The sequence below is a fragment of the Leeuwenhoekiella palythoae genome, from assembly GCF_900130045.1.
Taxonomy (GTDB): Bacteria; Bacteroidota; Bacteroidia; order Flavobacteriales; family Flavobacteriaceae; genus Leeuwenhoekiella; species Leeuwenhoekiella palythoae.
In genome coordinates this window covers 466,820-481,805 of record NZ_FQXT01000004.1, presented here as the reverse complement: position 1 = coordinate 481,805, position 14,986 = coordinate 466,820, and the positions used below count along the sequence as shown (strand labels likewise).

General features: G+C 39.9%; 13 protein-coding genes and 1 pseudogene. 10 read left to right on the top strand and 4 right to left on the bottom strand.

All coding sequences use genetic code 11. The features are described 5' to 3' along the window. Positions 1-51 precede the first annotated feature (51 nt). A complete protein-coding gene (locus BUA96_RS12575) occupies positions 52-438 on the bottom strand; it encodes a pyrophosphohydrolase domain-containing protein (protein WP_072983585.1) in 387 nt (128 codons plus the stop codon). Positions 439-758: 320 nt separating this feature from the next. Between BUA96_RS12575 and BUA96_RS12565 the strand changes: the two genes are divergently transcribed. Both BUA96_RS12565 and BUA96_RS12560 read left to right on the top strand, forming a co-directional pair. Next, positions 759-1,814: an SRPBCC family protein gene (locus tag BUA96_RS12565; RefSeq protein ID WP_072983581.1), complete on the top strand. Its 1,056-nt coding sequence runs from the start codon at positions 759-761 to the stop codon at positions 1,812-1,814. Between the two features lie 245 nt (positions 1,815-2,059). Beyond that, entirely contained in the window at positions 2,060-3,268 is a 1,209-nt protein-coding gene (locus BUA96_RS12560; RefSeq protein ID WP_072983579.1) for an MDR family MFS transporter, read from the top strand. Here the strand turns inward: BUA96_RS12560 and BUA96_RS12555 are convergent. Continuing rightward, positions 3,258-4,658: a hypothetical protein gene (locus BUA96_RS12555; RefSeq protein ID WP_072983577.1), complete on the bottom strand. Its 1,401-nt coding sequence runs from the start codon at positions 4,656-4,658 to the stop codon at positions 3,258-3,260. The two genes, BUA96_RS12560 and BUA96_RS12555, sit on opposite strands and share 11 nt — an antisense overlap. A gap of 101 nt (positions 4,659-4,759) precedes the next feature. Next, positions 4,760-4,957 carry a DUF1328 domain-containing protein gene (locus tag BUA96_RS12550; protein WP_072983575.1) on the bottom strand — a complete coding sequence of 66 codons (198 nt, stop codon included), beginning with the start codon at positions 4,955-4,957 and terminating at the stop codon, positions 4,760-4,762. A 234-nt stretch (positions 4,958-5,191) separates the two neighbouring features. Here BUA96_RS12550 and lipA point away from each other — a divergent pair, with 234 nt between their 5' ends. The 3 genes from lipA to BUA96_RS12535 all read left to right on the top strand — a co-directional run bounded on the left by lipA (position 5,192) and on the right by BUA96_RS12535 (position 9,351). Then, on the top strand, positions 5,192-6,064 hold the full coding sequence (lipA, locus tag BUA96_RS12545) for a lipoyl synthase (protein ID WP_072983573.1): 873 nt from the start codon (positions 5,192-5,194) through the stop codon (positions 6,062-6,064). A gap of 13 nt (positions 6,065-6,077) precedes the next feature. Beyond that, complete coding sequence (gap, locus tag BUA96_RS12540) at positions 6,078-7,073, top strand: type I glyceraldehyde-3-phosphate dehydrogenase (protein ID WP_072983571.1); 996 nt, start codon at positions 6,078-6,080, stop codon at positions 7,071-7,073. Positions 7,074-7,140: 67 nt separating this feature from the next. Next, positions 7,141-9,351, top strand: coding sequence for a hybrid sensor histidine kinase/response regulator (locus BUA96_RS12535; RefSeq protein ID WP_072983570.1), 2,211 nt, complete (start codon positions 7,141-7,143; stop codon positions 9,349-9,351). On the opposite strand, the gene lpxK is transcribed toward BUA96_RS12535, so the two are convergent. Further along, positions 9,341-10,360 (bottom strand): tetraacyldisaccharide 4'-kinase, encoded by a 1,020-nt coding sequence (gene lpxK, locus BUA96_RS12530; RefSeq protein ID WP_072983568.1) that lies wholly within the window; start codon positions 10,358-10,360, stop codon positions 9,341-9,343. The genes BUA96_RS12535 and lpxK overlap by 11 nt on opposite strands. 137 nt (positions 10,361-10,497) lie before the next feature. Between lpxK and BUA96_RS12525 the strand changes: the two genes are divergently transcribed. The 5 genes and pseudogenes from BUA96_RS12525 (at position 10,498) to BUA96_RS12505 (ending at position 14,901) form a co-directional block, all read left to right on the top strand. Beyond that, on the top strand, positions 10,498-11,592 hold the full coding sequence (locus BUA96_RS12525; protein WP_072983566.1) for a Nif3-like dinuclear metal center hexameric protein: 1,095 nt from the start codon (positions 10,498-10,500) through the stop codon (positions 11,590-11,592). A gap of 1 nt (position 11,593) precedes the next feature. Further along, the gene (locus tag BUA96_RS12520) at positions 11,594-12,373 is read left to right on the top strand and encodes a zinc ribbon domain-containing protein (protein ID WP_072983564.1); all 780 of its coding nucleotides are present in this window, start codon (positions 11,594-11,596) and stop codon (positions 12,371-12,373) included. A 124-nt stretch (positions 12,374-12,497) separates the two neighbouring features. Next, positions 12,498-13,162 (top strand): annotated as a pseudogene (gene msrA, locus BUA96_RS17490) (peptide-methionine (S)-S-oxide reductase MsrA). Further along, complete coding sequence (locus tag BUA96_RS12510; protein ID WP_072983562.1) at positions 13,159-13,593, top strand: DUF4174 domain-containing protein; 435 nt, start codon at positions 13,159-13,161, stop codon at positions 13,591-13,593. The pseudogene msrA and the gene BUA96_RS12510 overlap by 4 nt, the downstream one beginning before the upstream one ends. A gap of 195 nt (positions 13,594-13,788) precedes the next feature. Then, positions 13,789-14,901, top strand: a complete 1,113-nt coding sequence (locus BUA96_RS12505) for an alkene reductase (protein WP_072983561.1) — start codon at positions 13,789-13,791, stop codon at positions 14,899-14,901. Positions 14,902-14,986: the final 85 nt, after the last annotated feature.

Genomic DNA, 14,986 nt, shown 5'->3' with positions numbered 1-14,986 from the left:
TGCGCTCATAGGCTGCGAATTTAGCCTTAATAAGTGGAGAAAAAAACTAGATTAATTGTCTAGAATCTTTTTAATATTCGGCTTGAAATAAGCCGGGCCCTTTAAGACTTTCCCGTCCTCGCGATACACTGGTTTACCATCAGCTCCTAGCTTGCTCATATTGCTGCGCTGAATCTCATCAAATACTTCTTCTATTTTATGTTGCATCCCGTGTTCTAAAATGGTTCCGCATAAGATGTAAAGCATATCGCCTAATGCATCGGCTACTTCGGTAAGATCATTATTGTTAGCAGCGTCTAGATATTCTTCATTCTCTTCTTTCATCAAATTGAAACGCAACAAATTTTTAGCCTCTCCCAAGTCGGCCTTTGGGGCTTCTTCAATTCCTAATCCAAAGGTGCTATGAAATTCGTGTACCGCAGCTAATCGTTTTTTCATCGTAATATTCTGTTTTAAAGACTTAATTTTGACTAAAAATACATTAAAATGTTCACTACCGGTCAATGGGTTTTTGCGGCCTTGTTCTTTATAGCTTTCGTGTTTTTTGTATCACGCAGCTATCGCAAAGACCGCAAACTTCACAAAAAAGAATACCGAGGATCTTTTTGGATTTTGATAGGTTTTATCGTTTTTGTGGCGCTTCTTTTTCTTATTAAATTAACGCTTAACAAGTAAGTTACTTTTCTTAATTCTTCTTTTGTGGGAATCTCCTACAATCCGTTTTAAATTGCTAACTTAGCTGTTAAACCCATTCCTAAATGAAAATATTAAAATACCTCTTCTTTCTACTGCTCATTGTTTTTATAGCAGGTGCTATTTATTTTGCTACCAAAGACGGCACTTATGAAATTGAAGAATCAAAAATTATTGACGCTCCTGTAAGTGTGGTTTTTGATAAGGTTAATGAATATAAAACTTGGGAAACCTGGGGGCCTTGGAAACAAGAAGATCCTACAATGGTTTTTAATTATCCTGAAAAAACCAGCGGCGAGGGCGCGAGCTATTCGTGGAATGGTGAAGAAGTAGATGGTGCTATGCGAACCACTTCGGTTATCGAAGATCAACGTATTGAGCAAGACATCACTTTTATCACTCCGGGAGGAGAGCGCGATGCAAATGTATTTTGGCAATTTGAAGAAGTTGAAGAAGGTACTAAAGTAACCTGGGGAATTAGAGGTGAACACACCTTAATGGACAAAGCCTATTTCACTCTTGGTGGTTATGATTTTGATGGCGAAATGCGCACGATGTATGACAAAGGTCTGACTGCATTAGACCAATTGATCAATGCTGATATGAAAGTGTACAGCATTGATGTAAGCGGCATCACACAATATAGCGGTGGTTTTTATATGTATGCCACAACAGCCACCTCGATTGAACATATTGATGAAAAAGTTATGGAGCTTATTCCACAGGTGAAATCTTTTATGGAAGGTAATAACATCACCATTCTGGGTAAACCGCTTACTATTTACAACTCCAAAGACCCTGTAAACAATAGCGCAATCATTTCAAGTGGAATTCCTACAACTTCAAGAATAGTAGTACCTGAAGACAGCGCTATTCTTTGTGGATTTTTACCGGCTTACACCGTTATAAAAACACGACTAACCGGAAACACCAGTAATCTTGATGAAGCTTGGAAAAAAACCGAAGCTTATATGCAGGAATACAATTATGTGGCCGCTCCCGAAAGCAGCAAATTTGAATTTTACATAGTAGGCCCTGAGGACACCCCTAATCCGGCTGAATGGGTAACCGAACTCTACCTCCCGGTACAAGTAGAAGAACTGCCAAGCGGAAGTCTTTAACTTTAATTAAAAAACAAAAGCTTCTACTGAAAAAGTTTTAGTAGCTTTAACTTATCAAACGACCTTGATGCAATTAACACAGATGGTCGACCATAAATTCGCTTAAAATGAAATTTAAAAACACATCATATCGCCTAGTAAAGGAATATCCCTCTCTTCCAGACGTGCTGTGTTGATACATAAACCTATTTTATAAACGCAAAAAGTCTGGTCTTATCGCCAGACTTTTTTTATTTACACCCATTGTGAAACGCATTTTTACTTCTTACCTCAATACCTTTAAAGGACTATCAAAAGAAATCTGGTGGCTTGCATTGATCACGCTGGTAAATCGGGCAGGCGCAATGGTGATCCCGTTTTTATCACTATACCTCAGAGATGACTTAGGATTTAGTCTAAGCCGTGTAGGTTGGGTAATGACGTGTTTTGGGTTTGGTTCACTTTTTGGCTCTTGGCTAGGCGGAATTCTATCTGATAAACTAGGATATTATAAAACCATCCTTTTAAGTCTTATCGCTACCGGAATTGGATTTTTAGGCTTGCAGTTCATCACTAGCTTTTGGGCGGTATGTATTGGCTTTTTTGCCTTGATCACGGTAGCAGATATGTCTCGTCCTGCTTTTTTCGTTGCCCTTAGTGCATACAGCAAACCGGAGAACAAAACGCGGTCTTTAACCTTAATTCGTCTTGCGATCAATTTAGGATTCTCAGCAGGCCCGGCTTTGGGCGGAATTATCATTGCAAGTATTGGATACTTTGGTTTATTCCTAGCAGACGGCATTACTTGTATTCTCGCCGGCTTGCTACTCATTCAAACATTGAACCCTAAAAAAGCTAAAGAAACAGATCAAGAAAAAATGATCGAAAATCCCTTAGCGCCTCACAAAGACCGTCTATATGTTATATTCCTGATCGCACTTGCTTTATTCGGAGTTGTATTTGTTCAATACTTTTCTACTGTGCCGGTTTATTATAAAGAGGTTCGTTTACTTACGGAATCGCAAATTGGACTTTTGCTTGGGATGAACGGACTGATGATCTTTTTATTTGAGATGCCATTGATCGCTTTTATGGAAGCTAAAAACTGGAATCACATTTCTAATGTAATCGGCGGACTAGTTTTGACCGGACTGAGTTTTGGGTTTTTCTATTTCAGCGGTTGGAATGGGGTTTTAATACTGGGTATGGCAGTTGCCACTTTAGGCGAGATGATCGCGTTTCCCTTTGGAAATGCCTTTGCCTTACGCCGAGCTAAACTGGGCAGACAAGGAGCATATATGGGATTGTATAGTATGTCTTTTTCGCTTGCGCATATTTTTGGCCATAACAGTGGGATGCAACTTGTGGACCGCTTAGGTTACAAAAGCACTTGGGCCATTATGGCTGCAATAACAGTGGTAGCTTTGCTTTTATTGATCTACGTTAAAAGAAATAAGGATTTCTCTAAAATTTAGATTTGCCCAAATAACTTTCTACGAGTTCGTTGTAGGTTGGCTTAATACGCAGCAATTCGGTTTTTGGGATTGAATACAGCGCCTCATAATCATCGTAGCCTTGCTTCAGCAATTCTTCTAGATAAAAATAAGCAGTATTGTCATCCCCATCAATGGCTGCTAAACTAATTATGTCTAAGTATGCCTTATCATTTTCGGGATCCAGTAACGTACGCAGTACATTAGCAAAAATGCGTTGATCAAAAAGTGCTACCCGGTTTAAGGTCAGAAAATCGGTGACAACATAATCGATATAACCTAGCATGCGTTTAGCTACTTTTTGTTCTTTAGGCTTCGCCGAATTTTGTGCCGCAGCTCTAAATTGCTGTATACGTTCATCCCAATAACCCAGATTAGAAAAACTACCCAGCGCAAGATCTTCATCTAAAAAGTAACTAATATCATCCAGCAGCAACCCTTCTTCTATATCATCAGAACGCATATAGCGTTTTTCTTGTTTGTACGCATCAGATCTTCTCAACCCACGCTGCAGATCGCGCAACGGATCAAGATCAACATTTCCACGGTATTCTCCTTTTAAATCTGTGGCCAACTCATAGGCATTGACGTATTCATCTGCCAAAGTCAATTGTTTAATGGTGTTGAGATCTGTTTGATATTGACGCTGCCATACCGTATCAGAAAGCTTTTTATTTAACCGCTCATTATTGAGGTGATACAATCTATTGATCAGCGTGCCCATTAACGCTGCCGACGGCCAAGTTTTGGTTTCTTCAACAAAATAGAGCGTATTGTCATTATTGTAGGCTTTCATCATATAGAAATAATCTTCCATCTGATAATAATTAGGTGAAGCTTCACCAACCACTCCAATCGCAAGGTTTTCTTGCGCCTGATCTGCAAACCTGTTTGCAAAGTACACGTCATCAATTAAAAGTAAGTTAGCTTTTCCTCTTACGATGTAGGATAAGGCACTTGCCACCTTTGCACCACTCTTATGCCCCGCCAGATACACATTATTCATATCCAGAGAAACCTTTCTAAACACATCTTGCATAATATGCAGCCCCATTTTTGCATTGGCATCAAGACTGTCTAATGCTTGCGGCAGGGGTTTATTATTAGCAACGATGATATAATTTTCGCCCTGTAATGCAGATACAAAAAGTCGGGTTGCTTTAGTACCCTCCCCTTCTGAGTCAAAAATAAACAACGCATTAGACGGATTGTTCACATCGTAGGTTGGCGGCAAATAAATAGAATATGGAATGCTTATAGAATCGTTAGCGGTCACAGTTTCGGTTACTGCTCCACGATGTAAAACTTGCTCTTGTGCTTTTAAACCGTAAACAGAGATCAAAAGAAGTAGAGCCAAAGAAAGATTACGCATAAAGTTTTTTACTATTTTTATCAATAATTATGCTACAATTTAGACATAAAAAAACTGCTTTGTATTAAAGCAGTTCTAAATTCAGGAATGAAAAGGCTGATTTATGATTTTACCTGTTGCGCAATAGGCTTAGGATTCTTCTTAAATAAAAATTTAGCAAATAAAGAAACTACAAATAAATCTGCTGAAATCAGAAATAAGATACGTGCAGCTTCGGTTGCCCAAAGATCAAACCCTCCAAAACCATAGATTCCTGTTACAATCGCAATTATCAAAAAAGGAAGTGTAAATCGTTTCATAATAGAGTGTTTTTGTTTAATACTGATGTAAAAGTAGTGCGGTAGTCTTGCTTCTTATCACAACGATTTCCTAATTACCTAAATTTTAACGCAAGTACTAAAACTCTCTTAACAAGCAAATTACCCAGCCCAAAATGTAAGCTTTCACGCATAGAAGAGACCACCAACACAAAACGCAGCAGTACCTGTTATTTGAAGTACAGTTTGTATCTTTGCGAACCTAAAAGAATTGTGATGAATACTGAAACATTAGCAGCACCGGTTCATAAACCAAAACCTAAATGGTTGCGTGTAAAATTGCCCACCGGCAAGAAATACACAGAACTCAGGAGCCTCGTAGATAAGTATGATTTACACACCATCTGCACCTCCGGAAGCTGCCCAAATATGGGAGAATGCTGGAGCGAGGGAACGGCGACCTTTATGATCTTAGGTAACGTATGCACCCGTTCTTGCGGATTCTGTGGTGTTAAAACCGGAAGGCCAGACACCTTAGATTGGGAAGAACCAGAAAAAGTGGCTCGTTCTATAAAGCTTATGAAAATTAAGCACGCGGTAATTACTTCTGTAGACCGCGATGATCTAAAAGATATGGGTTCTATAATGTGGGCTGAAACGGTTAAAGCCATTAGACGCATGAACCCTGACACTACCTTAGAAACCCTCATCCCCGACTTTCAAGGAAACGAGCGCAATATTGATCGTATCGTTGAAGTGGCACCTGAAGTGGTCTCTCATAATATGGAAACCGTAAAACGCCTCACCCGAGAAGTGCGTATACAAGCGCAATATGAGCGTAGTTTAGGCGTACTTAAATATTTAAAAGAGCAAGGCATCAGACGTACCAAATCAGGCATTATGCTAGGTCTTGGAGAGACTGAAGATGAAGTAATACAAAGCTTAAAGGATTTGCGCGAAGCTGATGTTGACGTGGTGACCATTGGTCAGTATCTTCAGCCTTCTAAAAAACATCTTGCGGTGAAACAATTCATCACGCCAGATCAATTTAAAAAATACGAGACTATAGGTTTAGAAATGGGCTTCCGTCACGTAGAAAGTAGTGCACTCGTGCGCTCTTCATATAAAGCTCAAAAGCACCTTAACTAGACACGTATTGCGCATGAGAACTATCAAAATCGGGATCAACGGTTTTGGACGCATCGGTCGGAGACTCTTTCGACTCTTGCACGAGCATCCACAAATTGAAGTAGTCGCCATAAACGATAAAGCCAATGGTGCAACTTTAGCGCATCTTCTTAAATACGACAGTATTCACGGCATTTTTCCGCCGGAAATTAGTTATCAGGATGCTGCCCTCTATGTCGATCAACAAGTAGTTCAACTTTATCAGGAGTCTGATCCGGGACGCATTCCTTGGAAAAATCACGATCTGGACCTCATCGTTGAAGCCACCGGCAAGTTTAAAACCGAAGAAGCGCTTCTTCCACATCTTGAGGCTGGTGCTCCCAAAGTCATTCTAAGTGTTCCACCGGCAGATGACCATATCAAAACGATTGTGCTCGGTGTAAATGACACCTTGCTTGATGGTAGTGAGCGTATCATTTCTAATGCGAGTTGCACCACCAACAATGCCGCCCCAATGATTAAAGTGGTCAATGATTTATGCGGAATTAAGCAGGCGTATATCACAACGGTACATTCGTACACTACAGATCAAAGTTTGCACGATCAGCCGCACGCAGACTTAAGACGCGCGCGAGCTGCAGGGCAATCTATCGTACCCACCACCACAGGTGCCGCAAAAGCGCTCACTAAAATTTTTCCAGATTTAAGCGAAGTAATTGGTGGCTGCGGAATTCGGGTACCGGTGCCTAACGGATCTCTAACTGACCTTACCCTAAATGTCGCTCGCGAAACTACAATTGAGGAAATTAATGCTGCTTTTGAACACGCCGCTTCACATGAACTCAAAGGTATTTTAGAGTTTACAAATGTTCCTTTGGTTTCTATTGATATTGTAGGGAATACCCATTCGGTGATTGTAGACGCTCAAATGACCTCTGTGATTGGTAACTTGGTGAAACTCATAGGTTGGTACGATAATGAGACCGGTTACTCTTCGAGATTGATTGATCTCATTCTTAAAATCTCTTAAAAATTCTTAAAGTTTTCTGTAGATATTCTATCAAAGTGTCTATATTAGTGACTTAATGCGTCAAAAAATGCTGATCGACAGAAAACTACTTGTCGTCTTATTTACCCTAATTTCCGTGGTCTGTTTTGGTCAACAATCAAGCAGATCTGAAAACGTACAGAACATTCAGATTGATTCGCTTTTACTAGGTGGAATCTACGCAATGGAGCAGGCAGATTTTGAATCAGCGATCGTCAATATCAAAAAAGCCGAAGCCCTTTCGATAAAATCATTGAATCAAAGTGGCGAAGCGATTAGCAACCAATTGCTTTCTAAAATTTATTTTGAGCGCGGCGATCCTAAGCTCGCTACTCCGCTTATTCTTAATGCCATTAAACTACACCAAGAACTACTGGAATTAGACAACCTGGGGCAAGACTATCTGATTTACAGTCAAATCCTATCTAAAACCGGAAATTACGAGCGTGCACTACCCTTTTTAGAAAATGCCGCATTAATTTTTGAAAGCACGCGCGATGAGGACTCCAGAGTTCAGTTGGCCACGACCTATTTGTATGAGGGCAACATTTTGCAGGAACTCAAAAATAATGAAGAAGCCCTATTAAAATATCAGCAAGCCGAAGCGATTTTAAACAAAACAAAGGGCAAACACAGTTATTTGCTTTGCCGCGCTTTTTTACAACAGGGCAGAATGAATTTCCTGCTCAATCAGCTAGATACTGCATTGTCCTACGCTAACAAAGCACACGAACTCAGTTTAAATAATAATTACCCGCAGCTTGAAGTTGACGGACTCAATTTATTGAGTACTATTTATTCGGCGCGACAAGAATTTGAGGAGGCTTTCAGCTACCTTTCTTTATACAATCAAAAACGCAGCAGTTATTTTGGCGAAAACAATTCAACTGCTAAAAATGTCGCGATTCGCAATGCGTTGCTCGCCAACATCAATGCTGATGATTACGACCCTGCAAAACGCGTTCAGGCTAATAAGATCACAACTGTACTCATTATTGCGCTGTTTACTATTTTGTGTCTTTTAGCACTTTCTCTTTATAAGAATAATAATTTACGTGCTAAGGCAAACGAGCTTCTGCAAGCTAAAAACGCCGAACTGATGATCGCCAAAGAAAATGCCGAGAAGGCTTCTGTGGTTAAGGCGCAGTTTTTATCTACGATCACGCACGAACTTCGTACTCCGATGTATGCAGTAACCGGACTCACGCATTTACTTTTAAGTGAAAATCCTACCGAAGAGCAAAAGAAGCATCTTGACTCCTTAAAATTTTCAGGAGAATATTTACTCTCGCTCATCAATAACATTCTTGACCTCAACAAGCTTGAGGCCGATAAGGTTGAAGTTGAACAAGCAACCTTTAATCTACGTAAACGTGTAGATGATGTACTGTTTGCTTTGGAGCGTTCGGCGCAAGAAAAAGGCAACAAGCTCAACCTGGAATATGATGAAGAAATTCCTGATCAGATCATTGGTGACCCATTAATGATTTCGCAGATCCTCATCAATTTGATCGGTAACGGAAATAAATTTACCAGAGACGGGGATATTTTTATTCGTATCAAGCAATTGAGCAGTAATGAAAGTCAAACCTATCTTCATTTTGAAGTTGAAGATACCGGTGAAGGAATCAGCAAGAAAAAACAGAAAGATATCTTCCAAAATTTCACTCAAGGTTCGGTACAGATCAATCGAAAATTTGGTGGTACCGGTTTAGGACTTTCTATTGTTAAGCGCTTGCTCACCCTTCAAAAAAGTAAAATTGAACTGGAAAGTACGCTTGGAAAAGGCTCTAAATTCTTCTTTGACATCAAGTATGGCCTGGCAAAAAGCAAAACTAACGAAACCGAAGAGCGCGTGTATGAAATAGATTACGAGGCCTTAAAAGGCAAAAAGCTGTTGGTAGTTGAAGACAACAAGATCAACCAGATGATCACCCGCAAAATTCTTGAAAAAAATGAGATGATGTGCGAAGTGGCAGACAACGGTGAAATCGCTATTGAAAAAGTACGCTTTGAGAACTTTGACTTAGTTTTAATGGATATTCATATGCCGGGAATAAGCGGTATTGAAGCGACTCAGAAAATACGCGAATTCAATAAAGACCTGCCTATTCTAGCCTTAACAGCGGTAACCATTGAAGAAAATATAGACGATTTTTATCTGGCCGGTTTCAACGACATCATCCCAAAACCTTATAAGGTAGAGGAATTCTTCTTTAAAATCCATAATGCCTTAAAACGTAAAAACGTTATTCTTTAGGGACGTGCTGCTTCACAAAATTTAGCAGATCATTGTTGAAACGTTCCGTTTCTTTTAAAAACTGCATTTCAATAGGCACGTACAGCAACGTAGCTTTATGCAATTTGCCGTTTAAGCGCATATAGTCTTTTTCGGTGGTAAGTATGACTTCGTGTTGATCTAAAGCTTGTAGTTCTTTAGGAGTAAAATTATGATGATCCTTAAACCGAAGCGCTTCAAAGTTCAAGTTTTTCCCTTTTAAAAAGTCAAAAAAAGGCTCTGGTTTCGCGATACCGGTTACCACTGTAATTTTCTTATTACGCAAGGTACTATAGTCTGTAAAAGCTGGGTTTCCTTGAATTTCACCATAACCAATGCTACTAAAATATACCGAAGCATTACTATAAGCTCCAATCTTCATTTGTATCGCTTGCATCTCCCTTTCTCCTAAACTTGAAGGGCATTTAGTAACAACAATACAATGCGCTCGGGAAGCTCCTTGTCTTGACTCTCTTAAATTCCCTGCCGGAAGCACAAGATCTTTGTAAAACAAATCATTATACGCCGTAAGCATAATCAGGTATCCAGGCTGTACCTTTCTGTGCTGAAAAACATCATCTAAAACCACTACCTCAGGTTTTGGAGTTTGCTGCATCAACTTGGCAATACCGGTTTGACGATCTTCGCAAACAGCAACAGCTACCTGCTCAAATTTTATAGCAAACTGCAAAGGTTCATCCCCTACTTCGCTAGCGTGATCCTCCGGGGTGACGGGCAAAAAACCTTTGGTAGACCTGCCATATCCTCTACTTAAGGTCGCCAGATGATACTCCTCTTTTAAAAGATGCAGCACATACTCAGTCATTGGTGTTTTTCCGGTACCGCCAACGCTTAAGTTGCCAATACCAATCACTGGAAAATCATACGATTTTTGTTCGAATATTCCCTTTTCAAATAGGTAATTACGCACTCGGGTAACCCCGTCGTAAGGCACCGAAAAAGGCCAGAGTATTTTTCGCAAGTCTTTCACAACGCCGAAGGTATTACTTTTTAAACTTTTGAACGCGTGACTTATTTGTTAACCCTGACAAAACAAGATTTAGCAATAAAATAAGTAGCTTCACTTATCGCAATCTTTACCTTTACCACTTATTAGAATTACGAGTTATGACAATTAAAGACGTCGCACAAACCCTTGAAGAATTTGCTCCCCTCGCCAATGCTGAAGACTTTGACAATGTAGGTCTTCTGCTAGGAAACTATCAAACACAAATTACCGGTATTCTGGTTACTCTTGATACACTTGAACAAACTGTAGATGAAGCCATTGCTAAAAACTGCAACTTGATCATAAGTTTTCATCCCATAATTTTTAGCGGACTCAAGAAGATCACCGGTAAAAATTATGTAGAACGTGTGGTGCTTAAAGCGATCCAAAATGATATTGCTATTTACGCCATTCATACCGCGCTTGACAATATGCCACACGGTGTGAGTAAAGGGATGTGCGATGCGCTAAATCTGGAACAACGCAAGATCTTAATCCCTAAAAAAGGCGCTATTAAAAAACTTACGACCTATGTGCCCAAAAATGAGGTGATCACTGTGAGAGAAGCACTTTTTAAAGCAGGAGCCGGAAACATTGGCAATTATGAAGAGTGTAGTTTTAGCACCAAAGGCAAAGGCACCTTTAAAGGCAATGAACATAGCAATCCGAGCGTTGGAAATCGCGGCGAACTGCATATTGAAAAAGAAGTGCAACTCAATATTACGTTTGAAGCGCGCCTGCAATCACCCATCTTAAGCGCACTTTTTGCAGCGCATTCATACGAAGAAGTAGCCTATGAAATCACCACTTTAGACAATGCCAATCAAAATATTGGAATGGGGATGATAGGAGAACTACCCGAAGCCCTTGAGGAATTAGACTTTTTAAATCAGGTCAAAAAAGCATTTCAGGCCGAAGGAATTCGGTATTCTGCTTTGCGCGGTCAACCTGTAAAAAAGGTCGCTGTTTTAGGAGGAAGCGGAAGTTTTGCAATTGACGCCGCTAAAGCTGCCGGAGCAGATGCGCTGATCACCGCAGATCTTAAATACCATCAGTTTTATGAAGCTGAAGGTCAAATCGTTTTAGCTGATATTGGGCATTATGAAAGCGAGCAATACACAAAAAATATTTTGACCGACTTTCTTACGAAAAAATTTACTAATTTTGCAGTCGTTTTATCAGACGAAAACACCAATCCTATTAAGTATTTATAATATGGCAAAAAAGACCGAAGCAACTGTAGAAGAGAAACTCAGAGCATTGTATGACCTACAGCTGATACACTCTCGCGTTGATACCATACGCAACGTGCGTGGTGAGCTTCCTTTAGAAGTAGAAGATCTTGAAGATGAAGTTGCAGGATTAAATACCCGACTTGACAAATTAGGTGGTGAGTTAAGCTTAATCGACGATCAGATTAAAGCTAAAAAAATTCTTATTGAAGACGCAAAAGCTGCTATCAAGAAATATACTGAACAGCAAAAAAATGTGCGTAACAACAGAGAGTACAACTCGCTAAGTAAGGAAATTGAATTTCAAGAGTTAGAAATTCAGCTTGCTGAAAAAAATATCAGAGAATTCCGTGCGCAGATCGAGCAGAAAAACGAAGTGATCGATTCTACTAAAGAACGTCTTGACGAGCGCAAAAAGCACTTGAAGCACAAAAAAGACGAGCTTGATGAGATCTTAGCTGAAACGGAAAAAGAAGAACAAGCACTTCTTGAAAAAGGAGAAAGCTATGAAGAGCAAATTGATGAGCGTCTTGTAAAAGCTTACAAGCGTATTCGCTCTAATGTACGCAATGGCCTTGCCGTTGTTGCTATTGAGCGTGGTGCATCTGGTGGATCTTTCTTTACGATCCCACCACAAGTACAAGTGGAAATCGCAGGTCGTAAGAAGATCATTACTGATGAGCATAGTGGTCGTATCTTAGTAGACGAGGAACTTGCAAAAGAAGAATCAGAAAAAATGGAAGCTATTTTTGCGAAACTTTAATCGCTTCACATCATAATACAGACTAAGCCCCGATCCTATCGGGGCTTTTTTATTTTAAGAGTTTAACAGGACCTTAGCAGCCCAGCGCGACCCTTCTCGTTATATTTAAGTAGAAAATCACGCTATGCGCTTTATAACGAGCTACATTGTATTAATAACGCTATGCCTAAGCTGTAAAAACACTACTTCTTTAGAAAGTGATCAAAAGATGGCTAAGCTACCTCCGGTGCAAACGCAACCTGTGGAGGGTTATGAACGTGCTTATTTTGCAAGCGGTTGCTTTTGGTGCGTAGAAGTGATTTTCGAGAGCATCAAAGGAGTTAAGGAGGCCGTAAGCGGCTATAGCGGCGGGTTTGAAGAACACCCTACCTACAAAGAGGTAAGTTACGGAAAAACCAACCACGCCGAAGCCGTAGAAGTATTTTATAATCCTGACACCGTAAGTTATCGCAATTTAGTCATAGCCTTTTTTGGATCACACGATCCACGGCACTGTATCGCCAAGGTCCTGATCGCGGCAAACAGTATCGATCTATAGCCTTCTATCAAAATGAAAAAGAAAAGCGCATTATTGATAGCATTGTCACACAGCTCAATGAAACCGTTTATGATGGTGAAATCGTAACTCAAATATTGCCTTTTCAAAAATTCTGGGAGGCAGAAACCTATCATCAGAATTATGAACAGAAGCACCCTAACGATCCCTATATAATTGGAGTTTCCGTACCTAGACTTAACCGATTTAAAAAACAATTTCCTGACCTTTTAAAAGACCAAGCACATTTATGAAAACCCTCACCAATACCTCTTTAGTTTTATTTGCGCTGACCGCTTCTGCACAAAACGACTTTTCTAAATACAAATGGCGCAACCGCATTGTGGTTTTTTCTACCACCAGCCTCGAGACGGAAAGTTTTGTCAACCACTGGCAACACATGAAAAATTCGACCAAAAAAATAGAGGATCGCAATATTCTGCTTTTTGTTTTAGCTAAAGGACGTTTGTACGATAAAGACCTAAAGGTGGTTTCGGGCTTTCAAGTTGGGCCGTTACGCCAAAAATATCAGATTCCAAACACTTACGAAGGCATTACTCTTATAGGAAAAGATGGCGGAGTGAAGTTTCAAAAAACCTTTCCGCTTGATGTAAAAATCATTTTTGAGACCATAGATCAGATGCCTATGCGCAAAAGTGAAATGCGCGAAAACATTGACGATTAAATAGCTACTCCAAACCTTATACGGCCTTTATGGTTCACATTACCCATCGCTTATTCCAAATCAAAATAGATTTTATCAAAGGTTTAACAGCCCAAACTGTTAGGGCTTTTACTCCGATTAGACCAAAAAAGCAATTAAAAATAAACTAGGAATTGCAGCACTTATAATTGTTGCTTCCGCAGAAAAAGAAAAATTATGAAAACTGATCAACCTCTATTACAATCTTTTAAACTAGGTGCAACTACCTTAAAAAATCGTGTCGTAATGGCACCTATGACGCGTAGTCGCGCTGATAATCCTGAGAATGCGCCTACTGACATGCACGTAGAATATTATACGCAACGCGCTAGTGCCGGTCTTATCATTACTGAAGGCTCACAAGTTTCACCTCAGGCTGTAGGTTACATTCATACGCCGGGGATTCATTCTGCAGCGCAGGTTGCCGGTTGGAAAAAAGTGGTTGATGCTGTACACGCCGAAGATGGTAAGATCTTTATTCAATTATGGCACGTAGGTCGTATGTCGCACCCTGATTTTCACAATGGCGACAAGCCACTCGCTCCATCTGCAGTAAACCCTAATGCCAAAGCTTTTACTTCTGAAGGTTTCAAAGACACAGTTGAACCTAAAGCGATGACACTTGAAGAGATTCAACAAACGCAAGAAGACTTTGTAACCGCTGCTAAAAATGCAATGGAAGCCGGCTTTGATGGCGTTGAAATCCATAGTTCTAACGGTTATTTATTCCATCAGTTTTTTAATAAAAATTCTAATGTGCGTACAGATAACTACGGTGGAAGCATTGAAAATAAAGCCCGTTTCTTCTTTGAAACTTTAGATAAAGTCAAAGCGGTGATGCCCGAAAACAAAATAGGCGTGCGTTTTAATCCGTCACTAAACGGTGTGTTTGGTATTGATGCTACAGAAGAAACCATTCCTACTTTTGACTATATCGTAGAGCGTCTTAATAATTACGACCTGGCCTATCTGCACCTTTCTGAACCGTTCACAGATGTTAGTGATATCGACTTTCTTGAAACAGAAATCGCGAAGCACTATCGCCCAAAATACCACGGAAATTTAATGATCAATGCAAATTTTGATCAAGAGAGCGGTAATGCAGTGATCAAAGAAGGAAATGCAGATCTTGTAGCCTACGGGAAACTTTATATTTCCAATCCAGATCTTGTAGAACGCTTTGCAATCAAAGCTCCAACAGCCGAATGGGATCAAGATACATTCTACACACAGGGAGAAAAAGGATATACTGATTATCCTAAGTATAACCTGCAAGCGCAAGAAGCTTAGACATTTAAAGTTTTGTTATTTTGTTTAATGTTAACAGCTTAACGCTTGAACACACAGTAAATTGAGGGTAGGTTAAAACTTACCC